Raw genomic sequence first — 18,018 nt, forward strand, 5'->3', positions numbered from 1 at the left:
GTCAGATGATCAAAACTGATTGACGCTATCTTGACCACGGCCTACGATCATGGTGGCGGGGTGTCACCATGCGCGAACCTTGGCCTTTCCATGGGTATGGTACCGTGCTGGCCCCGGTCAACACACGGACAATCCAGATTTTTCAGTCGGTTGCGGGAATTGTCGTGGCAGCGAAAACAAAAAGCGAAGTAACCAAGGACAGCATCATGGCCGCCGCCATCGCGGTGATCGCCAAGGAAGGGGTGCAGGGCGCCACCACGCGCAAGATCGCGGCCCAGGCGGGTATCAATCTGGGCTCGCTGCATTACCATTTCGAGGGTAAGGACGCGATGCTGCTCAGTGTGCTGAGCTATCTGATCGAAAGCTCCCGCACCGCCTTGACCAATTACTTCACCGAGACGGAGCCGCTGGCCGACCGGATCGAACATCTGATGGTGTTCATCCGGGGTGCGGTGGAACGCCATCCCGAACAGCAGATCGCGCTGTTCAACCTCACCCTCTATGCGCTCAGCACCTCGGGTTCCGAATGGCTGGCCAAGAAGAAATATGAGGAATATCTGGGGCTTTACCGCGATGCGCTGAATGATGCCAGCGATGTGCGCGACGGAACGCTGAAGCCCGATATCGAGGCGCTGGCAAATTTCATCTTCACCGGATTCGTCGGCATCCTGATGCAATGGCTGGCCACAGCCAATGGTTTTCGCGCCCGCCAGGCCGTGCAGACGCTGGTGATGGCCGCCCGCAAAACCTTCCTGTAAAGGCCCGGCCGGGCCTGCGCCCATCAAGCCATTGCGTAAATTTGGTCAAATGATCAAAAATTTTCGCCACCCCGAAAGGCGATGCCAACCATTGGCATCGCCTTGTTTTTTTGGGGAAATTTCCCCACGACTGTTGCGTCTCCCGCCAGAGATCGCCGCGATTTGGTCGACACAAGGCCGGTTTCCCCGCATAATTCCGCTTGACAGCGGCGCGGTTATCTGGCGGCCTTAGGGCATAATTTAGTCATCCGATCAAATACGGATGCGCGTACAGGGAAGGCTTGGGAATAAGGCCGTCAAGGCCGACCAGCCGGATATTTGGTTGAAACCGCGCGGGTGCCCTGCACCCGCCACCGTTTGCTGTTTTCCGCGCGAATGCCGCAAGGCATCGCCGAGGAACCCTTGGTTTGCGCCTTCACGGGCAGCAACGAGGGTATTCCCAGCGGGCCGGCGGCGGATACCGTCTGGGAGATGTTTCATGGAACCGCACTGCACCCCCCATTTTCCCCTCCATCACGACCGATGGCGGCCGCTTGGTCTTTAAAAACCAGCCCCAAGCCCGCCCTGCCCTGCCTGCCTGAAAGGCTGCCCCCCGTGATGGTTTCCGCCTCTCTCCCCTCCTCCAACGCTACGGCCCGGCCCTTGCTGGCGGTCACAGCGTTCGGCTTTATCGGCCCGTTCATTTTCCTGGTTTCCCCTGTCATCGCCGGCCAGTTGGCGCTGCAATGGCAATGGCCGGCGGGTGATATCGGCCTGTTGATGGCGGCCGAGCTGGCCGGTGCCTCGCTGGTCACCTTCCCCGCCATCCTGCTGCTGCGCCGGCTGCCCTGGCGCCCGCTGACGCTGGCGGCCGGCCTGGTCTTCGCCCTGCTCTCGCTGGCATCGGCCTTTGTGGCGTTGGGCAGCGGGGCGCTGGGCTGGATGCTGGGGCTGCGTTTCCTGGGCGGGGCGAGCGGCGGTGTGCTGTCGGTGGTCAGCGTCATGGCAGCCGGTGCTTATGTCGCCCCGCACCGCGCCTTTGCCTGCTGGGCCGCCGGTCAGACGGTGAGCGCGGCCCTGGGGCTGCTGCTGCTGCCGCTGCTGTTCAACATTACCGGGCTGGCCGGGCTATACGGGGTGCTGGCCCTGGTCACCCTGTTGGCCATGGCCACCCTGGGCGGGTTGCCCGACCATTGGCAGACGCCGCCGGCCGCACTGTCCAGCGGCCGCAGCGGTGCCGCCGGGTTGAGCCTGCTGGCCATCTTCGGTTATTTCACCGCCGTCAGCGGCGCCTGGGCCTTTGTCGGGGTGCCGGGGGCGGAGCTGGGATTGTCGGAACCGCAGATCGGCACGCTGACGGCGGTAGCCATGTTTACCGCCGTGGTCGGCTCGGCCGCCGCCTCCATGGTGGAAAATGGCCCGCTGCGCACCCCCTCTACCCTGTCGGTTTTTGTGCTGCTGCTGCTCTGCCTGGGGCTGATCGCCCAAACTGGCAGCCTGCCGCTCTATATTGTCGCCGTCATCGCCTTTCAGCTCTGCTGGTCCTTTCTGGTGCCGATGCTGCTGGCCACGCTGGCCGATAATGACAGCAAGGGCAATCTGATGATCTTTTCCAACATGATCATCGGCGGCGGTGCCGCCCTGGGGCCACTGGTCAGCGGCTATGCCCTGGAACATAGCGGCCATTATGCCGATGTCGCCTTGCTGGGCGGGCTGCTGCTGCTGCTGACGGCGGCCAGCTTCCTGATCGCCCGCATCCGGGGCCGCCGCTGAGCCCCCGCCCCACCCATTGAATCTGCCACCCCATCGCCGGGAAACCAACCATGTCCTCGCCCCTTCACAGCTATATCGACGGACGCTGGCTGCTGCCGACGAACCCGACCATCATCGATGTGATCAATCCCGCCACCGCCCAGCCCTGCGCCAAGGTGGCACTGGCCGGCCCGGCAGAGGTGGATCAGGCGGTTTCCGCCGCCAGGCGGGCTTTCCAGGGTTTCGCCAGCAGCACGCGGCAGGAACGCCTTGACCTGCTGTCCGCCATCCTGGCCGCCTACGGGGCGCGGATGGCAGATATCGGCGATGCCATCCGCCAGGAAATGGGGGCGCCGCAGGGTTTCGCCCAGCAGGCGCAGGCCGGCATCGGGGCCGCCCATCTGGCCCAGACCATCGAGACGCTGCGCCATTTCAGTTTTGAGGAAGAGCGTCCCCATCTGCGCATCGTGCGGGAACCGATCGGCGTTGCCGGGTTGATCACGCCCTGGAACTGGCCGATGAACCAGATCATCTGCAAGGTGGCCCCTGCCCTGGCCACCGGCTGCGCCGTGGTGCTGAAGCCCAGCGAACTGGCACCGTTGAGCGCCACCTTGTTTGCCGAGATCATGCATCAGGCGGGCGTGCCGGCCGGCCTGTTCAATCTGGTGCATGGCGATGGGCTGGGGGTTGGCCAGGCCATCGCCCGCCATCCCGGCATTGATATGGTCTCCTTCACCGGTTCCACCCGCGCCGGCATCGATGTGGCCCGGCTGGCGGCCGATACGGTGAAGCGCGTCTCCCAGGAACTGGGCGGTAAATCCGCCAATATCCTGCTGCCGGATGCTGATTTCCCGGCCGCCGTCGCCGCCGGCGTGCGCCATTGCTTCTCCAACAGCGGCCAATCCTGCAACGCCCCCACCCGGATGCTGGTGCCGGAAGACCGTTATGCCGAGGTGGCAGAAATCGCCGCCGCCACGGCCAACGCCGTCAAGGTGGGTGACCCGCTGGACCCGACGACAGAGGTTGGCCCCGTCTCCAACGCCAACCAGTTCGCCAAGATCCGCCGGCTGATCCAGACCGGCGTCGCCGAGGGGGCGGAACTGCTGGCTGGTGGGCCGGAAATGCCGGCTGGCCTGTCGCAGGGCTTCTATATCCGCCCCACCGTGTTCGGCCGGGTAACCCCCGCCATGACGGTCAGCCGGGAGGAGATATTCGGCCCCGTCCTGTCCATCCTGACCTATCGGGATGAGGAAGAGGCCATCGCCATGGCCAATGACACGGTCTATGGGCTGGCCGCCTATGTGCAATCGGGTGATCCGGCGCACGCGCTGGCTGTCGGCCGTCGCCTGCAGGCTGGCACCGTTTATCTCAACAACCCGGAATGGAGCCCGGCGGTCCCGTTCGGTGGCTACAAGCAATCGGGCAATGGCCGCGAATATGCGGAATTCGGTCTGGCCGAATTCCTGGAGATCAAGGGCATCGCCAGCCGCTGATCCTGAAGACCAGAACGCAGGACCAACCGGCACAAGAAATAGGAAAAGACCATGCAAGGCGAGCATTTATGGCAATGGGGGGCCGGCGCGCTGGCCGAGGCCATCCGGCAGCGGCGCGTCAGCGCGCGGGAGGCGGTGGAAAGCTGTCTGGCGCGGATTGCGCAGGTGAACCCTGTCATCAACGCCCTGACGGAAATCCAGGAACAGGCGGCGCTGGCCGCCGCTGACAAGGCTGATCAGGCAGTGGCGGCCGGGGGTGACCTGCCGCCGCTGCATGGCGTGCCCGCCACCGTGAAGATCAATGTCGATCAGGCCGGCAGCGCCACCACCAACGGGGTCGCCCCGCTGGTGGGGTTGATCGCCTCGGTTGACAGCCCGCCGGTGGCGAACTGGCGCGATGCCGGCACCATCTTCCTGGGTCGCAGCAACGCACCGGCCTTTTCCTGCCGCTGGTTCACCGACAATGCGCCGCACGGGCGGACGCTGAACCCGTGGAATCCGGGGCTGAATGTCGGCGGGTCCAGCGGCGGGGCCGCCGCCGCCACGGCCACCGGCATGTCACCGCTGGCCCATTGCAATGATCTGGCCGGCTCGGCCCGCCTGCCGGCTGCCGCCTGCGGCGTCTATGGCCTGCGCCCCACGGTGGGTCGGGTGCCCGCCTTCAACGCCACGGCGAAGGCCGAACGGTCGCTGTGCCTGCAGTTCGGCTCGGCCCAAGGGGTCATTGCCCGCTCGGTCGCTGACATTCGGCTGGGCCTGCACAGCATGGCCCGGCGCGATCCGCGTGACCCGGCCTGGGTGCCGGCCCCGCTGGAACAGCCCGATGACGCGGCCCCGGTACGCGTTGCCCTGTTCACCGGTGAGGGGGAGCACCGGCCCGACAGTCACACCGCCGCCGCCCTGCGTCAGGCCGCTGACACGCTGGCCGATGCTGGCTATGAGGTGGTGGAGGCGGCCCCGCCGCGCTTCATCGAAACCGCCGAACTCTGGATGGCGCTGCTCTCCAATGATTGCCGCACCCCGGCGGCCCGTGCCGCCTTTAGCATGGGCGATGCGGATTTCCTGCATTCGCTGGAATTGACGGCCGCCTGCGTGCCGGAGATGAGCCCGGCCGACATGCTGGCCGCCCTGTCGGCCCGCACCGGCCTGCTGCGGGAATGGCAGTTGTTCCTGGAGGCCTATCCGCTGCTGCTGATGCCCACCGCCTGGACCGCCGCCTTCCCGGTGGGCCATGATATTGCCGGGGAACGGGAAGCACGGGAATTGCTGGTCGCCCACAGCCCCTGCACCAGCACGGCCTGTGTCAGCGTGCCGGCCCTGTCCATACCGTTCCGCCCGACTGGTTCCCCCCTGCCCGTCGGCATCCAGCTTGTGGCCGGCCGCTTCCGCGAAGGCCGCATCCTGGCGGCGGCCGAGGCGATGGCCAGCCGGCTGCCGCCCGTCAGCCCCATCGATCCGGTTACGGCATGAGCCTGGCATCGACAGCAGCCGCAGCCGGTGAGGGAAGCCGCCCGGCACGCGCGACCGCCACGCGGGAAGCCATCATGGCCGCCGCCATCCGGGTGCTGGCGCGTGACGGGGTGCAGGGCACCACCACGCGCCGCATCGCGCAGGAGGCGGGGATCAATCTGGGCACCCTGCATTATCATTTCGATGGCAAGGAAGCGGTGCTGCTGTCGGTGCTGTCGCACCTTCTGGCGCGGGTGCAACAGGAGTTGGCCACCCGGTTCACCCAGCCGGAACCGTTACGGGATCGTATTGATAGCCTGATCATGTTCATCCGTTCGCAGGTGGAACAACAGCCGGATGAACAGGTGGCGCTTTTCAACCTCACCCTCTACGCCCTGGCCACCGACGGTTCGCAATGGCTGGCGAAGAAGAAATACGAAGAGTTCCTGGCGCTTTACCGGCAGACGCTGGCAGAGGCGTCCGATGTGCGTGATGGCAGCCTGAAACCCGATCTGGACGGGCTGGCCAATTTCATCCTGACCGGCCTTGTCGGCATTCTGCTGCAATGGCTGGCCACGGCCAATGGGCTGCGATCGCACCAGGCGGTGCGGATGCTGGTCCAGGCCGCCCAACAATTATATCTGCCCAGCCATGGAGACAGAGCATGAGCCTGCCTGATCAGTTCCAGGTCGCCATTATTGGCGCCGGTTTCGCCGGCCTGACCGCCGCCCGCGCCCTGCAGGCCGCCGGGCTTTCCGTGATCGTGCTGGAAGCGCGTGACCGGGTGGGCGGCCGCATCCACACCCGCCACGCGCCCGACGGCACCCCCATCGATGTCGGCGGCCAATGGGTCGGCCCGACGCAGGACAAGGTATTGGCCCTGGCCGATGAATTGGGGGTGGAAACCTTCCCGGCCTATGAGCAGGGGGAGACGCTGTACTGGCTGGAAGGCCGGAAAAGCCGCTGTGAAGGGATGCTGCCGCCCTATGATGAAGAAACCAGGGTGGCGGTGGACGGCATCTTCGCCAAGCTGGACGGTCTGGCCGCAACGGTGAACCCGGAATTCCCCTGGCTGTCGCCCGATGCCCAGGCGCTGGACAGTCTCAGCTTCGAAGCCTGGATCGAACAGGCAAGCGACGTGCCCGCCGCGCGGTTCTGGATGCGCTTCCTGGCCCGCTCGGTGCTGGCCTCCGACGCGCGCGAACTCTCTTTCCTGCATGTGCTGTGCTATATCCGCGCCGGTGGCGACCTGCGCACGGTGATCAGCATGGGCGGCGGCGCGCAGGAGCGGCGCTTTGTCAAAGGCGCGCAGCACCTGGCGGAAAAGCTGGCCGATCAGGTCCGCCTGCTGATCCGCTTCAACAGCCCCGTCCAGGCCATTGCCCAGGATGAAAAGGGCGTGACCATCCAGTATGCGGGCGGCAGCGTCAAGGCAGACCGGGTGATCGTCACCCTGCCGCCGGCACTGGCGGGCCGGCTCAATTACAGCCCGGCCCTGCCCGGCCCGCGCGATTACCTGACCCAGCGGATGCCGATGGGCGCCTGCATCAAGATCCAGTTCTTCTATGATGCGCCCTTCTGGCGGGCCGAGGGCCTGTCGGGCATGGCCGTCAGCGACGAAGGCCCGATGAGCCTGACCTATGATAATTCCCCCGCCGCCGGCACGCCGGGCGTAATCGTCGGCTTCATCGAAGGGGACGAGGCCAAACATTGGACGGCCAGCAGCCCGGCCGAGCGCCGCGCGGCGGCAATCGCTGAACTGGTGCATCTGTTCGGCCCCCAGGCCGCCAATGTACGGCATTATGAGGAACTGTCCTGGCTGGAGGAGGAATTCTCCCGCGGCGGCTATGGCGGCTTCCTGGTACCGGGTGCCTGGACCAGCGTGGGCCACACCATCCGCCAGCCGGTGGGCCGCATCCATTGGGCCGGCACGGAAACCGCCTGGATCTGGACCGGCTATATGGATGGGGCCATCCGGTCGGGGGAGCGGGTGGCAGCGGAAATCCTGGCTTTGCAACAGGGGTAACGCATGGACAAGGACAAGCTGGCAGGCCTGCGGGCCCGCTATGGTGCGGCATCACCGGCGGATTTCTTCGATCCGCATTTCCGCGAGGTGGCGCAAGCCGTGTTCCGGGGGGCCGAAGCCCCCCGCCAGCCCTTTGCCGATGCCGGCACCCTGCTGGATGCACCCCTGCGCCCCGATCTGGCCGCCCTGCCGGATTTCGGCGGGCTGGAGATTGCCCTGGTCGGCGTGCCGATGGATTTGGGCGTGACCAACCGCGCCGGGTCGCGCTTTGGCCCGCGTGCCGTGCGCAATACCGACCGGATCGGCCCCTATGAGCATGTGTTGCGCATGGTGCCAGCGGCCGAGCTGGCCCTGGCCGATATTGGCGATGTGCCTTTCAGCAATTACCTGCATCTGGATACCTGCCACGCCGATATCCAGGCCTTCTATCATCGGCTGATGGATGCCGGCGTGGTGCCGCTGAGTGTGGGTGGCGACCATTCCATCAGCTATTCCATCCTGAAGGCCCTGGGCCGTGACCGGCCGGTGGGCATGGTGCATTTCGATGCCCATTGCGATACCAGCGGCAGCGGCGAAGGCGCCCGCTTCCACCATTCCGGTCCCTTCCGTTCCGCCGTTCTGGACGGGGTGCTGGACCCGGCCCGCACCATCCAGATCGGCATCCGGGGCAGTGCCGAATTCTTCTGGGAATTTTCTTACGATTCCGGAATGACCGTTCTTCATGCCGAAGATGTGCAGGAAATGGGCCTGAAGGCGGTGATCGCCAAGGCCCGCGCGGTGGTGGGGGACGGCCCCGTCTATATTTCCTTCGATGTGGATTGCCTGGACCCGGCCTTTGCCCCCGGCACCGGCACACCGGAGGTGGGCGGCCTCACCTCCCGCGAGGCATTGACCATCATGCGCGGGCTGGCCGGGCTGGATGTGGTCGGCGCGGATGTGGTGGAAATCGCCCCCCACTATGACCCGACCAGCAACACCGCCCAGATCGGATCACAGATCCTGTTTGAGGAACTGTGCCTGGCCAGCATGGCGCTGAAACAACGGCGGGGTAAGGCCGAGGGATAAAGCGCAACGAAAAGCCCCCGATGGCGGACCATCGGGGGCTTTCAAACATCGCGGCAAACGCTAGCGGTTTTCCCGCTTCGCCGGTCAGGCAACGCCCAGCTTGCGCTCATCTTCCCGCTTGCGGGCGGGCTGATAGGCAATGGCGGCATGTTCCGCACAATAGGGCAGACCATTGACGGACGGCTTGCCACAGAAATGGAAATCCGGGGATTTCGGGTCACCCACCGGCCACTTGCACATGCGCTCGGTCAGCGACAGGATGGTGGCACCCTTGGTCGGCTTCTTCTTGATCGGCGACGGACGGCCAGACAGCCCCAGGCGGTGGGCCTTGCCGATGACGGCATTACGCGTCACATTGCCCAGCAGATCGGCAATTTCGCTGGCACTCATGCCCTGACCCCAGAGCTGGCGGAGCTTTTCCACGCGCTCTTCGCTCCAGGTGCTTTCGGTCGCTTCCACGCTTCAAACCCTTTCGATAAGGCCGACAATGGCACGGGTTCGACAAGGCATCCCCACCGCCAGAAAACCCGGCATGGGCGGGAATGGGGGGTTATCGAGCAGCCGCCCACAAAATATTGTATGCGGCTGATTCCCAAACTACCAAATTTGACTCGCTTTGGGTAGGGGGGCGTCTGCTGAATCTTGTGGGTAACTGCATTAACACCACCAGATGCAGCGCCCCCCTACCAAAGCCACATGGTCATCCCGGCACAAAAGAGTACCGGAATGACCATTTTTACCGCTTTACTGACCGGCCGCGACGGAGAAGCCGTTGGCCCCGTCGAAGCTGTAGAGGCTGGCGGTCTGCACCACATCCAGGCCGGCCTGATCCAGCCGGCCCAGCAGGGCGATGATATCGCCATGGGTGACGGTCTTGCCGTCGGCCCCCTGCAGGCGCAGGCGCCAATGGTCGGTGCAGAAGGTCTCCGGCGCGCCTTCCGGCCACACTTTCTGACCGCGGTTGGAGATCATGGTCAGCTTCAGCACATCGCCGGCCAGCGGGGCCACGCGGGCGGCCATGTCGTCGCCATTACCACCCTTGTGATCGACGAACACATCGACACCCAGCAGCTTCTTTTCCTGACGCGGCACGTCCTTCAGGGCGATACCGCCGAAGCTGGCCTTCTCATCCACCTGATAGGAGGCCGGGGTCAGGTGGGTCGGACGCTCACCCAGACGGTCGATCAGGTTGAGCGCGAAATCGCGGGTGCCGACGCGGGCCTTGGAGACGCCGCGCTTGAAGATATCGACGGTGTGGATGCCGTCTTCGATCATCTTCAGCCAGGCATTATGGATCTTCTCGGCGGCTTCCGCCTGCCCGATATGAACCAGCATCATGACCGAAGCCAGGATCAGACCCGACGGGTTGGCAATGCCCTTGCCGGCGATGGTGGGGGCGGAACCGTGGATCGCCTCGAACATGGCGCACTGGTCGCCAATGTTGGACGAACCGGCCAGCCCGACCGAGCCGGTGATCTGGGCGGCGATGTCGGAAATGATATCGCCATAGAGGTTCAGTGTGACGATAACGTCGAAATGTTCCGGCGTATCGGCCAGACGGGCCGCACCGATATCAACGATCATCGTCTCATGTTCGATCTCGGGATATTCGGCGGCGATTTCATCAAAGACGCGATGGAACAGGCCATCGCTGATCTTCATGATATTGTCCTTCACGAAGGCCGTCACCTTGCGGCGATGGTTCGCGCGGGCATATTCAAAGGCATAGCGGATGATCTTTTCCGAGCCGGGGCGGGTGATCAGCTTGACCGCCTGGGTCACTTCCTGGCTCTGGCGGTATTCGATACCGGCGTAGAGATCTTCTTCATTCTCGCGCACGATGACCACATCCATGGTCGGGTGCTTCGTGGCGACATAGGGATGGTAGGAGACACAGGGGCGGATATTGGCGAACAGTCCCAGCGCACCGCGGATGGTGACGTTCAGCGACTTGTACCCGCCGCCCTGCGGCGTGGTGATCGGGGCCTTCAGGAACACCTTGGTCCGGCGCAGGCTGTCCCAGGCGGACGGCTCCATGCCATTCATGATGCCGCGCTTATAGACGCTTTCACCGATCTGAATTTCTTCAAAAGCGAGATTGGCGCCAGATGCCTGCAGGATTTCCAGCGTGGCGTCCATGATCTCGGGGCCGATACCGTCGCCGCGGGCGATGGTGATCGGGGTCGGCGCGCTATTGGTCATAATGATCAATGTCCTTCTGTTCATCCGTCCCCTTCAGCGGGGTTTACCGGACGGGCGGCAAGCTAATCCGGACAGGGCCAAGGCGCAATCTATCGAAGGTAGGGGCGGCGTTGCCGGATAGGCAGCAGGTGCATCGCAGAAAGCACTTTTCTTCCACCCCGACCGCCAGCCGGATAAGGAACGGACTCCAGCCCCGGCCGGGGGCAAAAACCTATCCGCACGGACTACCCCTATCGGGATAGTCAGGCCGCTGCACAGCCGCCGGACAAGACCATCCGCAGATAAAGTCGCACGGAAGTCGGATTGCTAAATATCCAGGCCTGCACAATTATGAATTCAGCAATTGCTATTTCCAGGCAAAATCACCGCTGGAAATAATGCAGAAATCAGGTTAGCCACTGCTAATAGGAGAGGCAGGTTAAAGATGCGGGTGCACAGCGATACACAATCACGCCGCCTTTCCGTCTTCCAGATCACCGACAGTGACTTGAAAATCGTGGACGAGTTAAAGGAATTCGCGCGCAACAGGCTGCCCGGCCTGTTGCAGCAATGGCATGACCGTTTTGCCGCCTGGCCGGAAATCCAGTCCGCCCTGGCCAGGCCAGAGGTTCATCGCTGCCGCACGGAACATTGGATGCGGGCGGTTTGCGGCGATATTGGCAGCGGCTTTCAGGAATCCGCCCAGCGGCTGGCCCAGGCCTTTTATGATAACGGCGTGCCGGGCTATGCCGTCGCCATCTGCCACAGCATCGTGGTGCGGGGCGTGATTGAGGAACTGGGGCTGGAGGATCGGGCGCGCGGCCTGTCCGCCCTGCTGGGCGGTGCAGCGGCGGCACGGCGCGATGCCCTGCGCAACGCCTTGAACAAGCTGGCCTGGCTGGACCTGGAATTGCTGCTGGAAACCTATGCGGAGGCGGAGCGCACCAGCCGCACCCGTGCCCTGACCCAGATGGCCGATACGGTGGAGCGTGAAGCCGGGCAGGCCGTGCAGGAGGTGGCGGCCAAGACCGGCGGCATGGCGCGGGAAGCGCAGGAAATGGCGCAATCCGCCGCCCGTGTCGGCCAGGATGCCCGCACCGTGGCCGATGCCGCCCAGGAAGCACTGGGCAATGCCGAAACCGTGGCGGCGGCCACCGAACAGCTGGTCAGCTCCATCCAGGAAATCAACAGCCAGGTGACGCAGTCGGGCCGGCTGACCCGGCAGGCTGTGGAAAAGGGCGACCGCACGGGTGCCACCATCGACAGCCTGTCCCGCGCGGTGGAAAAGATCGGGGAGATGGCCCAGATCATCGCCAGCATCGCCGGCCAGACCAATCTGCTGGCGCTGAATGCCACGATCGAAGCCGCCCGCGCCGGGGAGGCCGGCAAGGGCTTTGCCGTGGTGGCCAGCGAAGTGAAAAATCTGGCCAACCAGACCAGCCGATCGACGGAGGAGATCAACCGCCATATTGGCGTGATCCAGTCGGTGATGACGGAAGCCGTGTTTGCCGTGACTGAAATGGCCGATACGGTGCGGGAAATTGACAGCGTGTCCAGCGCCATCGCCGCCGCCATTGAGGAACAATCCGCCGCCACGCAGGAGATCGGGCGCAATGTCGCCGCCACCTCCGGCGCAGTGCGCGCGGTGGCCGACCGGATCGCCAATGTCTCGGCCGAAGCGCTGCGGACTGGTGAACAGGCATCGCATGTGCGCAACGGTTCCAGCACCGTGGCCACGGGAATTGAGGAACTGCGCCAGGTGTTGGTGCGGGTGGTGCGGGCCAGCACCAATAATCAGGGGGCCGGCCGCACGGCCGCTTGATACCAATCTCCCTCATGCGCCGGGCGGCGGCATCCGCCGCCTTGGCTTACGGCACCACGTGGTGCCGGGCTGGCGGTCGCCAGCCTCCAATCTGCCAAGGGCCAAGCCCTCGGCAGATTGGTATGAAAACCCGCCGGGATGCGCGCGGGACTACCGCATCAATTCCCGCATCCCGGCATCCAGCCCTTCCAGGGTCAGCGGATACATCCGCCCTTCCATGATCTTCTGAATGATGGCGATGGACTGGGTATAGGTCCAATAGCGTTCCTGCATCGGGTTCAGCCAGATGGCATGGCGGTACTGGTGCAGCAGCCGCTCGAGCCAGACGGCACCCGGCTCCGCATTGAAATGTTCCACACTGCCGCCGGGCTGCACAATCTCATAGGGGCTCATCGCCGCGTCGCCAACGAAGACCAGCTTATAGTCGGCACCATAGGTATGGATCACGTCCAGGGTGGACAGGCGCTCCGCATGGCGGCGGCGATTATCCTTCCAGACACCTTCATAGACGCAATTGTGAAAGTAAAAATATTCCAGATGCTTGAATTCGCCGCGCGCGGCGCTGAACAGCTCCTCGCACAGGCGGATATGATCATCCATTGATCCGCCAATATCCAGGAACAGCAGCACCTTCACCGCATTATGCCGTTCCGGCACCAGTTTCAGGTCCAGATACCCGGCATTGCGCGCGGTTGAGCGGATGGTATCCGGCAGGTCCAGCATCTCCGCCGCCCCGGTGCGGGCGAATTTGCGCAGGCGGCGCAGCGCCACCTTGATGTTGCGGGTGCCAATTTCAACCTGATCATCCAGATTGCGGAATTCCCGCTTGTCCCAGACCTTCACGGCACGGCGGTGGCGGCTGCCTTCCTGGCCGATGCGCACGCCTTCGGGATTATAGCCATAGGCGCCAAAAGGGCTGGTGCCCGCCGTGCCGACCCATTTATTGCCGCCCTGGTGGCGGCCCTTCTGTTCGGCCAACCGCTGGGCCAAGGTCTCCATCAGCTTGTCCCAGCCGCCCAGCGCCTGGATCTGCGCCTTTTCTTCGTCGGTCAGATATTTCTCGGCCAGCTTGCGCAGCCATTCCTCCGGGATTTCGGCGGTAATCTCCTCCCCCGCCACGGCACCCGCCTCCAGCCCCTGGAACGTGGTGCCGAACACCCGGTCGAACTTGTCCAGGTTGCGCTCATCCTTCACCAGTACGGCGCGGGACAGGTAATAGAAATCATCCACCGCATAGCCGGCGATGCCGGCCTGCATCGCCTGCATCAGGGCCAGATATTCATTCAGGCTGACCGGCACGCCGGCCCGGCGCAGATCATAGAAGAAGCTGACGAACATGGTTTGGCCCCGCTGATATCGCCGTCAGCTTTTATCATCGCCTGTTTCACGCCTCCAGCCAATGCAGGCTGAACAGGGCCTTTGGGTCGGTCCAGACGGCGGCGGGGCGATAGCCGGCCCGGCGGGCCAGGGCCTGGAAGCCTTCGATACTATATTTATGGGAATCCTCGGTATGGATCGCCTCCCCCTCCAGAATGGCGAAGCGCTGCCCGGCAGCGCGGACAATCTGGTCCCGGCGGGAGACGAGATACATGGAAACACAGCTGCGTTCCGCATCCCACAGCGCCATATGGCGGAAGCTGGCGGGGGTGAAGGTGCCATCCAGTTCCCGGTTGATGCGGCCCAGCAGGTTGAGATTGAACGCCGCCGTGACCCCGGCCGCATCATCATAGGCCGCTTCCAGCAGGGCCGGGTCTTTGCGCAGATCGATGCCAATCAGCATCCCGCCGCCATCCACCCCGCCATGGCGCAGCGTGTCGCGCCAGCGGGCCAGGAACATTTCCGCCTCTGCCGGGGTGAAATTCCCCAGGGTGGAGCCGGGGAAGAAGCCGACGCGGCGGCGCGGCATCCCCGCCTGGGGTGGAGGCACCGGCACATCCTGCAGGTAATCGGCACAGAGCGCCATCACCTCCAGCCAGGGATAATCCGCCGCGAGCCGGTCGCAGGACCGGCGCAGATGATCGCGCGAAATATCGATCCCGACATAGGAGAGCGGGTTGACCAGCCGTTCCAGCAAGGTCCGCACCTTGCGCGAGGAGCCGCTGCCCAGTTCCACCAGCTGCACGCCCGGCCCCAGCAGGGCGGCAATGGGGGCGGCCACCCGGTCCAGGATCGCCTGTTCGGTGCGGGTGGGGTAATATTCCGGCTGTTCACAGATACGGTCGAACAGGGCCGATCCCAGCTCATCATAGAAAAAGGCGCAGGGCAGTGATTTCTGCGGCCGCGACAGCCCATCCAGGACAGCGGCGGCAAAGTCACCTTGGCTGGGTGCCAGATCCATGAAGCGGGTGGCGCCCTGGCGGGCGGGCATCTTGTCGGGCATGGCCATCAGATCACATCTCCCTGGCATGGGTTGGGGTCTCAGCTTGCAGAGCGGGCCAGCCGCAGGCCGCTGAACTGCCAGCGGGCGGCGGCGGGGAAGAAATTGCGATAGCTGGCGCGGGAATGGCCGGGCGGTGTGGCGATGGAGGCACCGCGCAGCACCATCTGCCCGCTCATGAACTTGCCGTTATATTCACCAATGGCCCCGGCGGCGGGGCGATAGCCGGGATAGGGCAGATAGGCGCTGGCCGTCCATTCCCAGACGGTACGGCCGGTTTCCCGGCCCGCCAGCACCGCCGGATGACGGGCAATCGCCGCTTCCCCCGCTGCCGTACCGGGGTTGAAATGGGCTGTCATGGCGGCTTCCCATTCCATTTCCGTGGGCAGGCGCAGGCCGGCCCAGCTTGCATAGGCATCGGCCTCATAATGGCTGATATGGCAGACCGGTTCGGCCGGATCGACGGGGCGGCAGCCATCCAGGGTGAAGTGCCACCAGCGGCCATCTTCGCCGTGATACCAGTAAAGCGGGGCCTCCCACCCTTCCCGCTGCACCGCCGCCCAGCCATCGGAAAGCCAGTGCCGGGGGCTGGCATAGCCGCCATCGGCCATGAAGCGCAGCCATTCGCCATTGCAGATGGGACGGTCGGCCAGCTGAAACGGCGCCAGCCAGACATGATGGCGCGGCCCCTCCACATCAAAGGCAAAGCCGGGGCCGCGATGGCCGATTTCCATCAGCCCACCCGGATGGCTGATCCAGTCCAAAGCCGGCGTCGCACCACGCGGGCGCGGTGCGGCGGGCTTGCGCAGCGGGTTCTGTGACAGCAGATGTTTGACATCTGCCAGGATCAGCTCCTGATGCTGCTGTTCATGGTTCAGCCCCAACAGGATCAGGCTGGCCAGCTCCGGCGCGGGCTCGGCCTGCAACAGCCTTTCCAGCGCCTGATCAACCTGGGCGCGCCATTCCAGCACCCCCGCCAGTGCCGGCCGGGTCAGCAGGCCCCGGGCCGGGCGGGGATGGCGCGGCCCCAACGTCTCGTAATAGGAATTGAACAGATAATCCCAGCCGGGATGGAACGGGGCGGCGCCGCCATGCGGGATCAGGATGAACCGTTCAAAAAACCAGGTGGTGTGCGCCAGATGCCATTTCACCGGGCTGGCATCCGGCATGGATTGCACCGCCATATCCTCCACACTCAGCGGCGCCACCAGCGCCAGGGTGCGCGCCCGCACGTGGCGCAGCAGTGCCGCCAGATCAGGCGGTGGCAGAATGGGGTTGGTTTGGCTGTCCGGCATCCCTGGCTTCCGTCGTCACACCTCCCGCCCGGCAAACCGGGCAGGCAGGGGGAAAACAAGGCGGCGGGGGATTTGTTGCCGACAGCCGGCGAAGAAGCAGGGCAGGGCCCGAAAATGCCACGACCGTGCCGGGACGCGGCTACATGATTGCAATATGCAAATTATATATTTATGCAATTGCATTATTCAATGAAATGCATAATGCAATGGACCAAATCTATCAGGAGAATCCGTTCATATGATTATTTTTCAATGGGTTGAATGGAGTTTCGGCCATTGGCATCTTGGATGCATCCCTTCCTCGGCATGAAGGCGACAACGCCTCAACCGAACCGATGGAGTTGGATATGTTCAAGACTTTCGCCCGCGCCGCCGCCCTGACCGTTGTCGCCGCCGCTGCCTTCGCCGCCCCGGCCCTGGCGCAGAATGCCAACGGCACCATCCAGCTGCGCGGCAATGTCGCCCTGTCCTGCACCATCGCGGTGACCGATCTGGCCCAGTCCCTGTCGCTGAAGACGGGTGAGAGCGCCAAGACGGTCGGCAACGTCACCGAAACCTGCAATTCCGGCAATGGCTACAAGATCACCCTGGCCTCGACCAATGCCGGCAAGCTGAAGTCCGGTACCAACGAGATTGCCTATCAGGTGAATTACGACACCCAGGCCGGCGCCCTGACCACCCAGCTGGTGGTGGACCGCGCCAATGCCCAGTTCAGCAAGAAGTCTGATCTGAAGGTGACCGTCCCGGCCTCCGCCACCTATATCGCTGGCGATTATTCCGACACCATCACCGTCACCATCGCCGCCAAATAACCCCCCGTCCCCCAGGCCCCTCTGCCATCGGGGCCCAGGTGACGCACCCCGCCGGAGCCATGTCTCCGGCGGGGTTTTGCGTTTCGCCAGGGCGAGAGAAGGCACGGCGGCAATGCCGGGCGGGCCATCGCTGGCTGCCCCCCTCAACAGCCCCTGGCACGGCCCCGCACCCCAACAGCAAGGCGATGGAACAGCGGGCCACCATGGAAGTGCCGCAACCGCCACCCGCGAAACAGAGACCGCGCGCACCACAGCGCCCTGTCGCACCAAGATCAAAGATACCGCGCCATTCATTGCAATATGCATGTATTTTAATTTTGCAATTGCATAAATACACTATTTGCATATAGCAATGACGACATTGCTCCGACGAAATACATTAAGTTATTGATTTACAACATTTTATGGACGATCCCCATCCTGGCACGACTCGTGCTTATTAGATTGGCATGAAGGCGACAACGCCTCAAACAAACCGAACCGATGGAGCTGACCATGCTGAAGACTTTCGCCCGCGCCGCCGCCCTGACCGTTGCCACCGCCGCTGCCTTCGCCGCCCCGGCCCTGGCGCAGAATGCCAACGGTACCATCCAGTTGCGCGGCAATGTCGCCCTGTCCTGCACCATCGCCGTTACCGACCTGTCGCAGTCCCTGTCGCTGAAGGCGGGTGAGAATGCCAAGACCGTCGGCAACGTTACCGAGACCTGCAATTCCGGCAACGGCTACAAGATCACCCTGGCCTCCACCAATGCCGGCAAGCTGAAGTCCGGCAATAACGAGGTTGCCTATCAGGTGAATTACGACAACCAGGGCGGTGGCCTGACCTCCCAGATGGTGGTCGACCGCGCCGCCGCCCAGTTCAACAAGAAGTCCGACCTGAAGGTCACCGTCCCGGCCTCTGACCAGTACATCGCCGGCGACTATTCCGACACCATCACCGTCACCATCGCCGCCAAGTAAGGCGCGCCATCCCCGGGCCATTCAGCCATCGGGGCCCGGGAATGAAAAA

15 protein-coding genes are annotated in these 18,018 nt (G+C 64.0%); 10 read left to right on the forward strand and 5 right to left on the reverse strand.

The window, feature by feature from the left end; translation table 11 throughout:
- The first annotated feature begins 164 nt into the window (after window positions 1-164).
- The 7 genes from PCJ49_RS03705 to speB all read left to right on the forward strand — a co-directional run bounded on the left by PCJ49_RS03705 (window position 165) and on the right by speB (window position 8,522).
- Window positions 165-758 (forward strand): TetR/AcrR family transcriptional regulator, encoded by a 594-nt coding sequence (locus PCJ49_RS03705; RefSeq protein ID WP_160105972.1) that lies wholly within the window; start codon window positions 165-167, stop codon window positions 756-758.
- Window positions 759-1,355: 597 nt separating this feature from the next.
- Window positions 1,356-2,510 carry an MFS transporter gene (locus tag PCJ49_RS03710; protein ID WP_347710419.1) on the forward strand — a complete coding sequence of 385 codons (1,155 nt, stop codon included), beginning with the start codon at window positions 1,356-1,358 and terminating at the stop codon, window positions 2,508-2,510.
- A 50-nt stretch (window positions 2,511-2,560) separates the two neighbouring features.
- The gene (locus PCJ49_RS03715; protein WP_269909768.1) at window positions 2,561-3,982 is read left to right on the forward strand and encodes an aldehyde dehydrogenase family protein; all 1,422 of its coding nucleotides are present in this window, start codon (window positions 2,561-2,563) and stop codon (window positions 3,980-3,982) included.
- A 51-nt stretch (window positions 3,983-4,033) separates the two neighbouring features.
- Window positions 4,034-5,452, forward strand: a complete 1,419-nt coding sequence (locus tag PCJ49_RS03720; RefSeq protein WP_269909769.1) for an amidase — start codon at window positions 4,034-4,036, stop codon at window positions 5,450-5,452.
- Complete coding sequence (locus PCJ49_RS03725) at window positions 5,449-6,099, forward strand: TetR/AcrR family transcriptional regulator (protein ID WP_269909770.1); 651 nt, start codon at window positions 5,449-5,451, stop codon at window positions 6,097-6,099. Before PCJ49_RS03720 ends, PCJ49_RS03725 begins: the two co-directional genes overlap by 4 nt.
- Entirely contained in the window at window positions 6,096-7,457 is a 1,362-nt protein-coding gene (locus PCJ49_RS03730; RefSeq protein ID WP_269909771.1) for a flavin monoamine oxidase family protein, read from the forward strand. The genes PCJ49_RS03725 and PCJ49_RS03730 overlap by 4 nt, the downstream gene beginning before the upstream one ends.
- A gap of 3 nt (window positions 7,458-7,460) precedes the next feature.
- Window positions 7,461-8,522 carry an agmatinase gene (gene speB / locus PCJ49_RS03735; RefSeq protein ID WP_269909772.1) on the forward strand — a complete coding sequence of 354 codons (1,062 nt, stop codon included), beginning with the start codon at window positions 7,461-7,463 and terminating at the stop codon, window positions 8,520-8,522.
- A gap of 84 nt (window positions 8,523-8,606) precedes the next feature.
- On the opposite strand, the gene PCJ49_RS03740 is transcribed toward speB, so the two are convergent.
- Both PCJ49_RS03740 and PCJ49_RS03745 read right to left on the reverse strand, forming a co-directional pair.
- Window positions 8,607-8,981, reverse strand: coding sequence for a GcrA family cell cycle regulator (locus PCJ49_RS03740; RefSeq protein ID WP_089289238.1), 375 nt, complete (start codon window positions 8,979-8,981; stop codon window positions 8,607-8,609).
- A gap of 285 nt (window positions 8,982-9,266) precedes the next feature.
- Entirely contained in the window at window positions 9,267-10,724 is a 1,458-nt protein-coding gene (locus PCJ49_RS03745) for an NADP-dependent isocitrate dehydrogenase (protein ID WP_089289317.1), read from the reverse strand.
- Between the two features lie 424 nt (window positions 10,725-11,148).
- Between PCJ49_RS03745 and PCJ49_RS03750 the strand changes: the two genes are divergently transcribed.
- On the forward strand, window positions 11,149-12,525 hold the full coding sequence (locus tag PCJ49_RS03750; protein ID WP_269909773.1) for a globin-coupled sensor protein: 1,377 nt from the start codon (window positions 11,149-11,151) through the stop codon (window positions 12,523-12,525).
- Window positions 12,526-12,675: 150 nt separating this feature from the next.
- On the opposite strand, the gene PCJ49_RS03755 is transcribed toward PCJ49_RS03750, so the two are convergent.
- Genes PCJ49_RS03755 through egtB form a run of 3 tightly spaced genes read right to left on the reverse strand, consistent with a single transcriptional unit; the run spans window position 12,676 to window position 16,197 of the window.
- Window positions 12,676-13,863: a VWA domain-containing protein gene (locus PCJ49_RS03755; protein ID WP_269909774.1), complete on the reverse strand. Its 1,188-nt coding sequence runs from the start codon at window positions 13,861-13,863 to the stop codon at window positions 12,676-12,678.
- Between the two features lie 46 nt (window positions 13,864-13,909).
- Complete coding sequence (gene egtD, locus PCJ49_RS03760) at window positions 13,910-14,911, reverse strand: L-histidine N(alpha)-methyltransferase (protein ID WP_269909775.1); 1,002 nt, start codon at window positions 14,909-14,911, stop codon at window positions 13,910-13,912.
- A 32-nt stretch (window positions 14,912-14,943) separates the two neighbouring features.
- On the reverse strand, window positions 14,944-16,197 hold the full coding sequence (gene egtB / locus PCJ49_RS03765) for an ergothioneine biosynthesis protein EgtB (protein ID WP_269909776.1): 1,254 nt from the start codon (window positions 16,195-16,197) through the stop codon (window positions 14,944-14,946).
- 347 nt (window positions 16,198-16,544) lie between these two features.
- Between egtB and PCJ49_RS03770 the strand changes: the two genes are divergently transcribed.
- Both PCJ49_RS03770 and PCJ49_RS03775 read left to right on the forward strand, forming a co-directional pair.
- Window positions 16,545-17,009 carry a spore coat protein U domain-containing protein gene (locus tag PCJ49_RS03770; RefSeq protein ID WP_269909777.1) on the forward strand — a complete coding sequence of 155 codons (465 nt, stop codon included), beginning with the start codon at window positions 16,545-16,547 and terminating at the stop codon, window positions 17,007-17,009.
- Between the two features lie 495 nt (window positions 17,010-17,504).
- Complete coding sequence (locus tag PCJ49_RS03775) at window positions 17,505-17,969, forward strand: spore coat protein U domain-containing protein (protein ID WP_269909778.1); 465 nt, start codon at window positions 17,505-17,507, stop codon at window positions 17,967-17,969.
- Window positions 17,970-18,018 lie beyond the last annotated feature (49 nt).

Source organism: Niveispirillum sp. BGYR6 (assembly GCF_027568365.1).
Taxonomy (GTDB): Bacteria; Pseudomonadota; Alphaproteobacteria; order Azospirillales; family Azospirillaceae; genus Niveispirillum.

Bases quoted from the DNA above. Each gene is read 5' to 3' on its own strand.
- PCJ49_RS03710 (WP_347710419.1), top strand. From the start codon at position 1,356: ATGGTTTCCGCCTCTCTCCCCTCCTCCAACGCTACGGCCCGGCCCTTG.
- PCJ49_RS03715 (WP_269909768.1), top strand. From the start codon at position 2,561: ATGTCCTCGCCCCTTCACAGCTATATCGACGGACGCTGGCTGCTGCCG.
- PCJ49_RS03720 (WP_269909769.1), top strand. From the start codon at position 4,034: ATGCAAGGCGAGCATTTATGGCAATGGGGGGCCGGCGCGCTGGCCGAG.
- PCJ49_RS03725 (WP_269909770.1), top strand. From the start codon at position 5,449: ATGAGCCTGGCATCGACAGCAGCCGCAGCCGGTGAGGGAAGCCGCCCG.
- PCJ49_RS03730 (WP_269909771.1), top strand. From the start codon at position 6,096: ATGAGCCTGCCTGATCAGTTCCAGGTCGCCATTATTGGCGCCGGTTTC.
- speB (WP_269909772.1), top strand. From the start codon at position 7,461: ATGGACAAGGACAAGCTGGCAGGCCTGCGGGCCCGCTATGGTGCGGCA.
- PCJ49_RS03745 (WP_089289317.1), bottom strand. From the start codon at position 10,724: ATGACCAATAGCGCGCCGACCCCGATCACCATCGCCCGCGGCGACGGT.
- PCJ49_RS03750 (WP_269909773.1), top strand. From the start codon at position 11,149: ATGCGGGTGCACAGCGATACACAATCACGCCGCCTTTCCGTCTTCCAG.
- PCJ49_RS03755 (WP_269909774.1), bottom strand. From the start codon at position 13,863: ATGTTCGTCAGCTTCTTCTATGATCTGCGCCGGGCCGGCGTGCCGGTC.
- egtD (WP_269909775.1), bottom strand. From the start codon at position 14,911: ATGGCCATGCCCGACAAGATGCCCGCCCGCCAGGGCGCCACCCGCTTC.
- egtB (WP_269909776.1), bottom strand. From the start codon at position 16,197: ATGCCGGACAGCCAAACCAACCCCATTCTGCCACCGCCTGATCTGGCG.
- PCJ49_RS03770 (WP_269909777.1), top strand. From the start codon at position 16,545: ATGTTCAAGACTTTCGCCCGCGCCGCCGCCCTGACCGTTGTCGCCGCC.
- PCJ49_RS03775 (WP_269909778.1), top strand. From the start codon at position 17,505: ATGCTGAAGACTTTCGCCCGCGCCGCCGCCCTGACCGTTGCCACCGCC.